Below are 12535 nucleotides of genomic sequence, written 5' to 3' on the forward strand. Positions count from 1 at the left end.
AGGTATACCGGACAGCGAAATTATCACCGAGTGAATATACAGTTTTTTTGCGGCATGAAATTAACGTCTGGCTGCATAAGTGAAATATTCTCACCCAGGCGATGAAGCGTCTTCAATATTAAAGATACCCTGTTAGTGCAACAAATAATTCATCAGAGATATATTCCTTTGACATCAAAAAACGCGAATTCTACTAATTATGGTAGTGGCGATAATAGCGTGATTGCGTTAATGAAAGTGGTTCTCCTTTATGTTTTTTAATATATAAAACATAAAGTTATGTCGTTTTGTGGTGAAGAAATAAGAAAGGGTGGGCCATAACGTTTTTTATCATAGGATTAATCCTATAATTTTCCGACTGCTTCATTTACCAACAGTTACGCGGCGGTAAATATTGAATTGATACGAAGCTCATGTAAACTTGTTTACCGTTTGTCAAAATATGTCAGGAAGACACTGGGCCTTATTCTGAAAGGCTCGTGCGGTAGCTATGCCCTTAAAGTAGTAACGCCCCGAAAATATCCTGGCTATTTTAACAATAGCACTTAAGTCAAACTTCATCCCCTTATCTCCATCATCGAAATATCGCTACGGAAAAGCATATGAAAATGCGCGTACTGTTTTCACTTCTGTTTGTAATGGCGGTGGCGGGCTGTAAAGCACCGCAGAAACCTGTGATCAACGACGATACGATCGAGACCAGCCAGGTCAACGGCGTCACCTTAACCCACCGTCACGCCGTGACGGCGCCGACGGAGTTCAACCCGGTTAACGAGCCGTATCGTGCCATGTATCCGGCCTCCCTGATGAGCCGTCCTGACTTTGGCGGTAAAGTTATCCGCACTCTCGAGACCGGAAAAACGTACGTGGTGCTGGGGCAGGTTGAACACTACTGGATGGCGCTTGCCGATGAAGGTAACGAACAGCTGATTGGTTACGTTCCGATGCGCGCTGTTATCAAGGCCGACCAGTACGAAGCCACCGTGCGTAAACAGGCTATTCGTCCAAAGGCGCGTAAAAAAGCGACCTGTGTTGATGTCGACGGTAACAGCAAAGCCTGCAAAGACAGCGCTAACGGTACCTGGATCCTGAACTAAACGGCTTTCATGAGCGCATTTTTATGAATCATAAAAATTTTCATAAGCTGTGGTTACCCTTTTACGCGATGATTCTCGCGCTGGTCAGTGGTTGTACGTCGTCTTCACACAGCGACCCCTCCCGCTACAATCTGCAGTTTCAGGCTCATCCACAAATCAATGAATCTGCGCCGCTTAAGGTCCGGGTACTGTTGCTGAAATCCGATGCGGATTTCATGTCCAGCGACTTCTACTCCCTGCAGAACAACGCGTCAGCTACGCTTGGCGCGAATCTGCTGAACAGCGATGTGTTCTTCCTGATGCCGGGACAGCTGTCAAAAACCCTCAGCGGGCAAAGCTCGCCGGAGGCTCGCTACATCGGCGTGATGGCGGAGTATCAGGTGCTGGATGGCAAAAAATGGCGCGTTTCACTCCCTCTGCCCGTGCCTGGCGAAAATCATATCTACCAGTTCTGGAAATGGTCCGCAGATGAACTTCAGGCCAACGTTTTTCTCGACGTGAACGGCATTCGGGTCATCAGCCAGTAACGCGCTTCAAAACAGGAAACACATCATCATGACGAAAGCAGAAAAGGTCGTCTGGACCGAAGGCATGTTCCTGCGTCCACACCATTTTCAGCGGACTGAAAGCTATCTGCTCAACCATGTTCGTGAATGGGGCGCGCTGCAGCGATCGTATCTCTGGGGCTTTCTCGACGTAGAACTGGATGAAGCGATGCTTCGTCAGGGATGCATAGCCCTGAGCTACTGCAGTGGGCTGCTGCCGGACGGCACCTTTTTCCAGGTCCGTAACGGGCGCAACGGTCCTGTACCGTTGAAAATTCCTGACAATCTCACCAACGAAAAAGTGGTGCTCGCACTGCCGGTTCGTCGGGGCGAGAGAGAAGAGGTGATTTTCAGCGAAGAGCCAGCCTCGCTGGCGCGCTTTATCGCGTTTGAGCAAGAGGTGGAAGACGATAACGCCATGTCGGTGGGGGATGCCACCGTCCAGTTTGGCCGCCTGCGTCTGACCCTGATGCTCGAAAAAGACCTCACGGCAGAGTGGACCGCCATCGGCGTGGCGTTTGTGACCGAGAAGCGTAACGACAACCACGTGCGGCTCGACAACAGCTACATCCCGCCGATGCTGAATGCCAATAACAGCCCGCAGATCTACAGCATGATCAACGATCTGCACGGCTTGCTGGTGCAGCGCAGCCAGCAAATTGGCGGCCGTTTGCGCCAGCCCGGCCGCTTTAATACCTCCGAACTGATTGAGTTCACGCTGCTGTCGCTGGTTAACCGTCACCTTGGCGAGGTGTCTCATTTAAAAACCCTTCCGCTGCTGCACCCGGAAACGCTCTGGCGCAGCTGGCTGCCGTTCGCGACCGAACTTGCCACCTGGACATCGCAGCGAACCGCTGAAAGCGTGCTGCCGATTTACGATCATGACGATCTGGCAAACTGCTTCAGCAAGCTGATGCTGATGCTGCGTCAGGGGCTGTCGCTGGTGATGGAAGACCATGCGATCCAGCTGCCACTTAACGAACGCTCTCACGGCCTCAACATCGCCACGGTGCCTGAAACCAGCATGGTGCGTGAGTTCGGCTTCGTGCTGGCGGTCAAAGCCAATGTGCCGGGCGAACACCTGCAAACCCATTTCCCGGCGCAGATGAAGGTCGCACCGGTGTCGAAAATCCGCGATCTGGTTCAGCTTCAGCTGCCGGGCATTATGCTGCGCGCCATGCCGGTCGCACCGCCGCAGATCCCGTGGCATGCCGGCTACAGCTACTTCGAGCTCGAGAAGGGCAGCGAGCTGTGGCACGAGATGGATAAGTCCGGCGCATTCGCCCTGCACCTTGCAGGGGAGTTCCCGGGGCTGGATATGGAGTTTTGGGCCATCCGTAGCCCGACAGAATAATAAAGCGAGCGCTTAATATGCAGGAACGACAGGATACCGGCAGCGATGCCGCGTTCACCGGGGCCAGTAGCAACAATCAGCTGGTGGCGGCCGCCAATCCGCTGCTCAATGCGATTCCGCAGATCCGTCATTCGGTATCGCATGACGATCAGGTGGCGCTACGCCAGCGCCTGATCGATGAAATTCGCCGTTTTGAAGTCCGTTGCCAGCAGGCGGGGCTGCCCTACGAAGTGATCGTCGGGGCACGCTACTGCCTGTGTACGGCGCTCGATGAGGCTGCCGCGCTCACCCCCTGGGGCAGCAGCGGGGTCTGGTCAAGCAATGGCCTGCTGGTGACGTTCCATAACGAAACCTGGGGCGGCGAGAAGTTCTTCCAGCTGCTGGCGCGCCTGTCGCAAAACCCGCGCGAGCACATTCTGCTGCTGGAGATGATCAACTACTGTCTGCTGCTCGGTTTCGAAGGGCGCTATCGGGTGCTGGACAATGGCCGCACCCAGCTTGAGACCATCAAGCAGCGGCTGTGGCAGATGATCCGCGGCGTGCGCGGCAGCTATCCGCCGCCGCTTTCTCCTCATCCGGAAGATCGTCCGGTGCTGCGCAAGCTCTGGCGGCCCATGGTTCCCCTGTGGGCCTGCGTGGCGCTGGCCGGCTTTATCGCCTGCCTGTTTTATATCGTGCTTAACTGGCGTCTTGGCGACAGCACCAACCCGGTGCTGGCGAAGATTTACCAGTCCCAGCTGCCGGAAACCACTATTCAGCAGCCGGCGCGTCAGCTTCCGGCGGTGCTGAACCTGCGCGGCTTCCTGAAACCGGAAATCGAGGCTGGCCTCGTCGCGGTGAAAGATGAAGCGGATCGCAGCGTGGTTATCCTGAAAGGCGACGGGCTGTTTGCCTCTGCCTCGACCGTCGTGCGTGACCGCTATGAACCGGTCATCCACCGCATCGCGCAGGCGATGAATAACGTGAGCGGCAAAATTCTGGTGGTGGGCTACAGCGACAACGTGCCGATCCGCAGCGCGCGCTTTGCCTCTAACTATGAACTCTCTCTGGAACGCGCCCGCTCGGTACAGAAAATGCTGCAGGGAAGTCTCTCTCAGCCTGGCCGCGTGAAAGCGGAAGGGCGGGGCGAGAGTAACCCGGTAGCGCCGAACACGACGCCTGAAAACCGCGCCCGTAACCGCCGTGTGGAAATTACTCTGCTGGTGTCGCCTGAAAATACCCAGGCCGAGCTGAACGGATTGCCGCAAGGAAACTAAGGAATGCTGACGACTCTTCTTTCCATACTGACTAACCGCATTCTGTGGAGCTTCCTCGGCGTCACGGCGCTGGCGGCGGTGATCTGGATGATTGGACCGCTGCTGTCCATCGTGGACACCCGACCGCTTGAATCGGAACAGAACCGCATCATCAGTATCGCCGTGGTCTATCTGCTCTGGGCGCAGGGCCATATTCTGCCGCGCCTGTACAACGCCTGGCTGAACCGTAAACTGATGGACAAGCTCAAAGAGAATACCGCCAGCCCGGAAGCGGCGGATCCGCAGAAGCGACTGAACAGCGAGGAGCAGATCCTCGCCAGCCGTTTTGATGAAGCTGCGCAGATGCTGAAAAAAGCGCACTTCAGCAAGGCGGGACAGGGCGCCCAGTGGACGCAGCGCTTCAGCACGCAGTACCTCTATCAGCTGCCGTGGTACGTCATTATCGGCGCGCCGGGATCCGGTAAAACCACTGCGCTGGTCAACTCCGGGCTGCAGTTCCCGCTGGCCGACCGTTTCGGTAAGACCGCCCTGCGGGGTATTGGCGGCACGCGTAATTGCGACTGGTGGTTCACCAACGAGGCCGTGCTGCTGGATACCGCGGGTCGCTATACCACCCAGGAGAGCGAGCAGGTGCAGGACGCCGGGGAATGGCTGCAGTTTATGGGGTTACTGCGTAAGTATCGCCGCCGCCAGCCGATCAACGGCGTGATCGTTACCATCAGCATTTCTGACCTGCTTACCCAGTCTGCCGAGGCGTCCCGCCAGCAGGCGGTAAACCTGCGTCAGCGTCTGTCCGAGCTGCATGAACAGCTGGGTATCCGCTTCCCGGTCTACGTGATGGTGACCAAAGCCGACCTGCTTAAGGGCTTCCGCGCCTGGTTTGCCGACTACGACAAAGCGCAGCGCGACCAGATCTGGGGCTTCACGCTGCCGTGGGAACAAACTAAACACGCCGATTACGACCTGATGGGCAACTTCCAGCAGGAGTTTTCGCTGCTGCAGCAGCGCCTCGACGCCGGGCTGCCGGAAACCATGCTCAAAGAGCATGACGCGAAAACCCGCGCCGAAGCGTATCTCTTCCCGCAGGAGTTCGCCGCGCTGCGTCCGCTGCTGGCGGATTACCTGAGCACGGTCTTCGCCCGCTCCAACTTCGAAACCGAATTCTCCCCGCGCGGGATCTACTTCGCCAGCGGGACGCAGGAAGGCATGCCGTTCGACCGCGTGATGGGCGAACTGAACCGCGCCCTGTCGCTGCCGGAAGGGGCAGAGAGCGATAACTGGGATTCGGTCAGCAAAGAAGCGCCAATCCCGGGCGCAAAAGGCCAGAGTTTCTTCATCAAGAACCTGCTGCAAAACGTCATCTTCCAGGAAGCTGGGATCGCCGGGGAAAACCGCTGGTGGGAGCTGCGCAACCGGGCGGTGATCTGGTCAGGCTATGCGGCGCTGCTGGCCATGCTCGTGATCCTGGGCGGGCTGTGGCTCACCAGCTATGCCAAAAACAAGGCCTATCTGGAAGAAGTGGATGCGAAGGTTCCGCTGCTCGACCAGCAGAGCAAAGCCCTACAGAACCAGACTCAGCGTGACCTGTTCGAACTGCTGCCGCTGCTGAATAGCTTGGTGGATCTGCCGAAAAGCGACGCCTTTGATGTGAACGATCCGCCGATCTCCCGCCGCATGGGGCTTTATCGCGGGGATGACGTCAGCGACGCCTCCCAGTCCCTGTACCAGAAAGCGCTGGATCAGATGCTGCTCCCTGCCGTCGCCATGCACATCACCACCTGGCTGCGCAACGACAACGGCAGCGATGTGGAATACAGCTATGAAGCGCTGAAAGCCTATCAGATGCTGTATCAGCCGAAACACTATGACGGCAAATTCCTGCATTCATGGGTGATGCTCAACCTGCAGCGTAACCTGCCGCAGAACGTCACGAAGGCGCAGCTGCAGCAGCTTGAATGGCATCTGACGCAGCTGCTGGAACCGAAAATTCAGGCCTCGCCGTACGCGCAGGACGAATCCCTGGTCGCACGCGAAAGAGCGATGATTAACCAGCCGCCGCTTTCCACGCGCGTCTATGGCCGCCTCAAGCGCCTGCTGGAACATGATGACAACCTGAAGCCGGTTTCCCTTTCCGACCTCGGCGGACCGCAGAGCGAACTGGTGTTTTCGCGCAAAAGCGGCAAGCCGGTGAGCGAGGGCGTACCGGGTCTCTATACGCCGGACGGCTACTGGAAAAGCTTTAACGGCCAGATTGACAGCGTCACCACGGCGCTGCACGAGGACGACGCCTGGGTGCTGGGGGCCGCCACCGCGCAGGAAGATAAACAGCAGATCGATAACGCCGTGCGCCAGCTCTATATGCGCGACTTTATCGCCAACTGGGATCGCTTCCTCGCCGACATCCAGCTCAATAACAGCGCCGACCTTTCCCAGCGCATCAACACCGCGCGCCTGCTCTCCGGCGCCAACTCGCCGCTGCGCCGTCTGGTGCAGAACCTGAGCCAGGTCCTGACGCTCTCACGTAATACGCCAGCGCCAGAAGATGCGGGTAAAGCGCAGGATCAAAGCAACCGCGCCACCCGTACGCTGGAAGCCCTGTTCAGCAACAACGACGCTGCGCCGACGCAGGCCGCGGTGGTCACGCAGGCACCGGAACAGCTGGTGACCGACCACTATGCGCCGATGATTGAGCTGGCGCAGCCGCTGGAGAAGGGCGGAAAGACCATCGTGTTTGATGATTTTCTCAAGCAAGTGGATGAACTCTATCGCTACCTGACCGCCGTTCAGGATGCGGCCAACAGCGGCATGCCTGCGCCGGGCGGGGAGGCGATCAGCCGTCTGCAGGCCAGCGCCGGTCGTCTGCCGGGCGGGCTGCAAACCATGTTCAGCAACATGGCGGTAGGCGCCAGCAGCGATACCCAGCGTCGTGACCTGGAAAACGTTCGTAAGCGCATTAACGTTGAAGTGGGTGGTTTCTGCCGTCAGGCAATTGCCGGTCGCTACCCGCTGGTGCGCAGCGCCAGCACCGAGGTGACGCCGGACGATCTCGCGCGCATGTTTGCGCCGGGAACCGGGCTGATGGACGCCTTCTTCCGCGACAATCTGACCAACAAGGTGGATACCACGCAGGCCAACTGGCGCTTTATGCCGGGCATTGACGGGAAAACGCTGCCGGGAAGTGAAGGGCTGCTGAGACCGTTCCAGCAGGCCCAGTCGATTCGCGACGCCTTCTTTGCTAACGGCGCAACCACGCCGTCTTTCAAGGTGACGGTTCGCACCGTGCGAATGGATAACACCATTCTGAACCTGACCCTGGACGTTGACGGTCAGTTGCTGCGCTACAGCCACGGCCCACAGGCCGTGCAGATCATGAACTGGCCGGGGCCGGGCGGCACCAACCAGGTCCGTATGCAGCTGGGGCTGGCGAACGGCAGTACGGCGACGCTGGTCACCAACGGCGCCTGGGCGCTGAACCGCTTTTTCGATAAAGCGAGCACCAGTCCGGGCTCGGGTAGCCTGAGCCGTCAGGCCACCTTCAACGTCGACGGACATCAGGTCACGCTGGAGTTTGCGCCGAACAGCATTCGTAACCCGTTCCAGCTTCCCCGTTTCTCATGCCCATAACCGCAAGGACAGCCGTATGACGAATACCCCTGCGATGAACCGCTACAGCTGGTATGGCAAGTTACCCAGCGCCGGAGATTTTTTGCAGCGTCGCTTTCCTGACACCTTACAGCGCCAGTGGTCGCACTGGTTCCAGGTCGGTCTGCTGGCCTGGCAGCAGGAAGAGCAGCGCAGCGGCGAGCGCCCGTTTCAGAAAGCGCCAGTCTGGAATTTTGTGGTACCGCCCATGCTGGGCAGCCAGATGATCCAGATGGGCTGTCTGCTGCCCGGCCGCGACAGCGTTGGACGACAATACCCGGTTTGCCTTCAGTTGAGCTTCGCGCCGTCCGAATGGTCGACCAGCCTGCTCAGCCAGGCCGAAAGCTGGTATCAGCAGATTGGGCGCCTGGGGCTGCACGCGGTGCGCAACAGTTTTTCCGCCTCGCAGCTGGATGAGATGCTGATGACCATTCCGGCGCCGCAGCCGGTCGAGCCGCAAAAGCGCTCCGACATCCTGGATGTGATTGGCTATGACGAGGACGGTCAGAGCACGCTGGGCTGGCCGCAGGCGGCAGAGTGTTTTGATCCGCTGCGTCAGACCAGCTACTGGTGGACCAACCGCTGCGACGGTTACCCGCTGTACACCCACGTTCACAGCGGTAACTTCACCGGGCAGCTTTTCACCCTGCTGTTCGATCCGGCAGGGGGGGCCCGTCCGGGCCGTCACGGTCTCTATCCGCCTATGTTTGAATAAGCAGGGATCTCATGAATATCGAAGAATTTCTCGCGCCGATAAGCGCCGACAAGCCCTGCGGCGAAAATCTGGAGTACGACGCCGACTTTCAGGCGATGAACCAGGCAAGCCTTGGAAAAGCGGAACAGCAGTTTGGCGACACCATTATCCCGGCGGAGCCTGCTGACTGGAACACGGTCGAAAAATACGCCACCAGCCTGCTGACCCGCACCAAAGATCTTCGCGTCCTGCTGGCGTTAACCCATGCCTGGACCCGCCGTCGCGGGCTGGCGGGTTACGCGGACGGATTGCTGCTGGTGCAGGAGGCGATCGCCCGTTACTGGGAGCCGCTCTATCCGCTGCTGGAAGAGTATGGCGAAACCGATCCGTTCTACCGCATTAACGCCCTGGCAGGGCTGAGCGATAAGTCTGACCTCACCGTCGCCGTGCGTAACGCCTCGCTGCTGCGTTCAAACGGCGATGAAATTTCGCTCAGGGATGCCCAGGCCCTGCTGGACGGCAGTAAGACGGAGTGTCCCGACTATCCCGGCGGCCGTCCACGGCTGATTGACGAGCTGGCCGGCGGCGACCAGCCGGGAACCGCAGCGGTTATCGTCATTAACGAACGTCTGCTGGCGATTCGCGAGCTGCTCACCGGGCATCTCGGTGAAAGCGGCGTGCCCGAGATGGAGCAGCTGCTGAAAACCGTGGGGCTGGTGGCCAGCGCCTGTCAGGTGACCGACATCAGCAAGCTGCTGCCGAACCGTGAGGCGCAGGCGGACCCACAGGCGGAGCCGCCATCAGCGGCAACGCAGCCCGTTCAGCCGGTCTCCGACTGGCGCAGCGTGCAGGTCACCAGCCGCGCCGATGCCCAGCTGATGCTGGAAAAAGCGAAGCAGTATTTTGCACAGTACGAACCGAGCCACCCCGCGCCGCTGATGATTGAACGGGTGCAGCGGCTGTCAGAACTTAACTTTATGGACATTATTCGCGACCTGGCGCCAGACGGCGTTAACCAACTGGAAAACATCTTTGGGCGCCGCGAATAGCGCGTCCAGGCATTATGACGTCAGGCATGGAGCCTGGCGTTTCACCTTCACCGCGCATCTTTGATGGAGAACATCATGGCAATGAGTAACAGTGGGCAGAAATTCATCGCACGTAACCGTGCCCCCCGCGTGCAGATCGAGTATGACGTAGAGATCTACGGTGCAGAACGTAAAATTCAGCTGCCGTTTGTGATGGGCGTTATGGCCGATCTGGTCGGCAAACCGGTGGAAAACCTGCCGGCCGTCGACGAGCGTAAATTCCTGGAAATTGACATCGACAACTTTGACGAACGCATGAAGGCGCTGAAGCCGCGTGTGGCGTTCCAGGTGGATAACACCCTGACCGGCGAAGGTAAGCTCAACGTGGATCTGACCTTCGACAGCATGGACGACTTCCTGCCGGACGCGGTAGCCCGCAAGGTTGAGCCGCTGAACAAGCTGCTGGAAGCGCGTACCCAGCTCTCCAACCTGCTGACCTATATGGACGGTAAAAACGGTGCGGAAGAGCTGATCGCAAAAATTCTGCAGGATCCGACGCTGCTCAAATCCCTGAGCCAGTTGCCGAAAAATGACGAAAGCGCGAAAGGTAGCGAGGAATAATCGATGAGCAACCAGACTCAACAACACGAGCAGCAGGCGGGTCAGGCGTTCAGCCAGGATGAATTCAGCGCGCTGCTGAACAAAGAGTTCCGCCCGAAAACCGACCAGGCCCGCTCCGCGGTAGAAAGCGCGGTCAAAACCCTGGCGCAGCAGGCGCTGGAAAATACCGTCACCTTCTCGAACGATACCTACCGCACTATTCAGAACCTGATTGCCGGTATCGATGAGCAGCTGTCGCAGCAGGTGAACCAGATCATTCACCACGAAGAGTTTCAGAAGCTGGAGAGCGCCTGGCGCGGTCTGAGCTACCTGGTGAACAACACTGAAACCGACGAGATGCTGAAGATCCGCTTTATGAGCATCTCCAAGCAGGAGCTGGGCCGCACCCTGAAACGCTACAAGGGCGTGGGCTGGGACCAGAGTCCGATCTTCAAAAAAATCTACGAGCAGGAGTACGGTCAGTTCGGCGGCGAGCCGTTTGGCTGCATCGTCGGCGACTACTACTTCGACCACAGCCCGCAGGACGTTGAGCTACTGGGCGAAATGGCGCGCATCGGTTCTGCGGCGCACTGTCCGTTCATTACCGGTACCGCACCGGGCGTGATGCAGATGGAGTCCTGGCAGGAGCTTGCTAACCCGCGCGACCTGACCAAGATCTTCCAGAATACCGAATACGCCGCCTGGCGTTCGCTGCGTGAATCGGAAGATGCCCGCTATCTTGGCCTGGTGATGCCGCGCTTCCTGTCGCGCTTGCCGTACGGTATTCGCACCAACCCGGTCGACAGCTTTGACTTTGAAGAGCAGACCGACGGCGCGAACCACAACAGCTACTCGTGGGCGAACGCCGCGTACGCGATGGCCGCCAACATCAACCGCTCCTTCAAAGAGTACGGCTGGTGCACCTCGATTCGCGGCGTGGAGTCCGGCGGGGCGGTGGAAAACCTGCCGTGCCACACCTTCCCGAGCGATGACGGCGGTGTGGACATGAAGTGCCCGACCGAGATTGCCATCAGCGATCGTCGTGAAGCCGAGCTGGCGAAAAACGGCTTTATGCCGCTGGTTCACCGCAAAAACTCCGACTTTGCCGCCTTCATCGGCGCGCAGTCCCTGCAGAAACCGGCGGAGTACCACGATCCGGATGCGACCGCCAACGCGCGCCTGGCATCACGTCTGCCGTACCTGTTCGCCTGCTGCCGTTTTGCCCACTACCTGAAGTGCATTGTGCGCGACAAAATCGGCTCCTTCCGCGAGCGCGAAGAGATGGAACGCTGGCTGAACGACTGGGTCATGAACTACGTCGACGGTGACCCGGCGAACTCCTCTCAGGAGACCAAGTCCCGTAAACCGCTGGCAGCTGCGGAAGTGCAGGTGCAGGAGATTGAGGACAACCCAGGCTACTATGCCGCGAAGTTCTTCCTGCGTCCTCACTACCAACTGGAAGGTCTGACCGTCTCTCTGCGTCTGGTTTCTAAGCTGCCGTCGCTGAAGACGAAAGACGCGTGATGATGAGTGCCGGCCCTGGAGGGCCGGCTACATTTCGGTGAATATGAGATAGCTAATGAATTTGACTATGACAGCGTTAATACGAAAATTCATCAGCTATTTAGCCATTTATACATTGCTAATAATTTCATTCATGCTGTTTGTGACGGTATCTGGCTACTATTTGTTTATCTTTGACTGGCCGGCAGATTTCCCGCGAATCGCAATGCATGCATTTCTATGCGCTGGACTTAATGCATTAGCGATAGGGATATATGTTGTCGCAGAAAAACGGAAAGAGAAAAATTAGTATTTTACGCGGACTGATGCGCTGCGGATCCTATGGCAAAGGATATTAAGGTGAAACGTTTCTGTTTTTTCCTCGTATTTATGACCTCTTATGTGTGTGCCGGAAATAACTATCCTGATTTTTATCATCAGCAAACATACCGGCAGGTTTTAAAAGATTTAGTTCTGGCGCGATGCCTCGCGCAGGTGGCAGATAAAGGCAGCCAGTTTTCTGCTGATGCGGCCCGCAGTGCGAGTGCATTCATTGAGTGGATACCTTTTGATGCCGAAAATGGCACTGATAAAGTGGATGCCCTCATCGGAAAATATAAAAATCAAATTAACGGTTTTCATTCAGAGCGAAAACCCGATGTCAAAGGCGTAACCTTAAACTGTTTACGTCTTTATCATAGCGATGAGCTGAACAAACTGGTTCCGCAGGTCATCATAGGCGATCCTGAACGTACCTGGATTCAGGATAATCCGCAGTAGCAAAAGACTTCACATTCTTTCCGTTCATTCAGGGAG

At 57.5% G+C, this 12535-nt stretch carries 10 protein-coding genes; all 10 read left to right on the plus strand.

What is annotated here, in order from left to right; genetic code table 11:
* Nucleotides 1-602: 602 nt before the first annotated feature.
* The 10 genes from BFG58_RS01155 (at nucleotide 603) to BFG58_RS01205 (ending at nucleotide 12499) form a co-directional block, all read left to right on the plus strand.
* Nucleotides 603-1097: a hypothetical protein gene (locus BFG58_RS01155; RefSeq protein WP_023344390.1), complete on the plus strand. Its 495-nt coding sequence runs from the start codon at nucleotides 603-605 to the stop codon at nucleotides 1095-1097.
* Nucleotides 1098-1120: 23 nt separating this feature from the next.
* Nucleotides 1121-1624: a type VI secretion system lipoprotein TssJ gene (tssJ, locus tag BFG58_RS01160; RefSeq protein WP_069719016.1), complete on the plus strand. Its 504-nt coding sequence runs from the start codon at nucleotides 1121-1123 to the stop codon at nucleotides 1622-1624.
* Nucleotides 1625-1652: 28 nt separating this feature from the next.
* Nucleotides 1653-2996: a type VI secretion system baseplate subunit TssK gene (gene tssK, locus BFG58_RS01165; protein ID WP_029740099.1), complete on the plus strand. Its 1344-nt coding sequence runs from the start codon at nucleotides 1653-1655 to the stop codon at nucleotides 2994-2996.
* Nucleotides 2997-3013: 17 nt separating this feature from the next.
* Nucleotides 3014-4252: a DotU family type VI secretion system protein gene (locus tag BFG58_RS01170; RefSeq protein ID WP_069719017.1), complete on the plus strand. Its 1239-nt coding sequence runs from the start codon at nucleotides 3014-3016 to the stop codon at nucleotides 4250-4252.
* Nucleotides 4253-4255: 3 nt separating this feature from the next.
* Nucleotides 4256-7876, plus strand: a complete 3621-nt coding sequence (tssM, locus tag BFG58_RS01175) for a type VI secretion system membrane subunit TssM (protein ID WP_069719018.1) — start codon at nucleotides 4256-4258, stop codon at nucleotides 7874-7876.
* A gap of 16 nt (nucleotides 7877-7892) precedes the next feature.
* Nucleotides 7893-8609 (plus strand): type VI secretion system-associated protein TagF, encoded by a 717-nt coding sequence (gene tagF, locus BFG58_RS01180; protein WP_045908265.1) that lies wholly within the window; start codon nucleotides 7893-7895, stop codon nucleotides 8607-8609.
* Nucleotides 8610-8620: 11 nt separating this feature from the next.
* Complete coding sequence (gene tssA / locus BFG58_RS01185) at nucleotides 8621-9637, plus strand: type VI secretion system protein TssA (protein ID WP_069719019.1); 1017 nt, start codon at nucleotides 8621-8623, stop codon at nucleotides 9635-9637.
* Between the two features lie 75 nt (nucleotides 9638-9712).
* Nucleotides 9713-10237, plus strand: coding sequence for a type VI secretion system contractile sheath small subunit (gene tssB, locus BFG58_RS01190; RefSeq protein ID WP_008502644.1), 525 nt, complete (start codon nucleotides 9713-9715; stop codon nucleotides 10235-10237).
* A 3-nt stretch (nucleotides 10238-10240) separates the two neighbouring features.
* Nucleotides 10241-11740, plus strand: coding sequence for a type VI secretion system contractile sheath large subunit (gene tssC, locus BFG58_RS01195; RefSeq protein ID WP_021240385.1), 1500 nt, complete (start codon nucleotides 10241-10243; stop codon nucleotides 11738-11740).
* 321 nt (nucleotides 11741-12061) lie between these two features.
* Nucleotides 12062-12499: a T6SS amidase immunity protein Tai4 family protein gene (locus BFG58_RS01205; RefSeq protein WP_229226048.1), complete on the plus strand. Its 438-nt coding sequence runs from the start codon at nucleotides 12062-12064 to the stop codon at nucleotides 12497-12499.
* The last annotated feature ends 36 nt before the right edge of the window (nucleotides 12500-12535 follow it).

The organism is Enterobacter sp. ku-bf2, assembly GCF_001742765.1.
GTDB classification, from domain to species: domain Bacteria; phylum Pseudomonadota; class Gammaproteobacteria; order Enterobacterales; family Enterobacteriaceae; genus Enterobacter; species Enterobacter quasiroggenkampii.

Bases quoted from the DNA above. Each gene is read 5' to 3' on its own strand.
- BFG58_RS01155 (WP_023344390.1), top strand. From the start codon at position 603: ATGAAAATGCGCGTACTGTTTTCACTTCTGTTTGTAATGGCGGTGGCG.
- tssJ (WP_069719016.1), top strand. From the start codon at position 1,121: ATGAATCATAAAAATTTTCATAAGCTGTGGTTACCCTTTTACGCGATG.
- tssK (WP_029740099.1), top strand. From the start codon at position 1,653: ATGACGAAAGCAGAAAAGGTCGTCTGGACCGAAGGCATGTTCCTGCGT.
- BFG58_RS01170 (WP_069719017.1), top strand. From the start codon at position 3,014: ATGCAGGAACGACAGGATACCGGCAGCGATGCCGCGTTCACCGGGGCC.
- tssM (WP_069719018.1), top strand. From the start codon at position 4,256: ATGCTGACGACTCTTCTTTCCATACTGACTAACCGCATTCTGTGGAGC.
- tagF (WP_045908265.1), top strand. From the start codon at position 7,893: ATGACGAATACCCCTGCGATGAACCGCTACAGCTGGTATGGCAAGTTA.
- tssA (WP_069719019.1), top strand. From the start codon at position 8,621: ATGAATATCGAAGAATTTCTCGCGCCGATAAGCGCCGACAAGCCCTGC.
- tssB (WP_008502644.1), top strand. From the start codon at position 9,713: ATGGCAATGAGTAACAGTGGGCAGAAATTCATCGCACGTAACCGTGCC.
- tssC (WP_021240385.1), top strand. From the start codon at position 10,241: ATGAGCAACCAGACTCAACAACACGAGCAGCAGGCGGGTCAGGCGTTC.
- BFG58_RS01205 (WP_229226048.1), top strand. From the start codon at position 12,062: ATGGCAAAGGATATTAAGGTGAAACGTTTCTGTTTTTTCCTCGTATTT.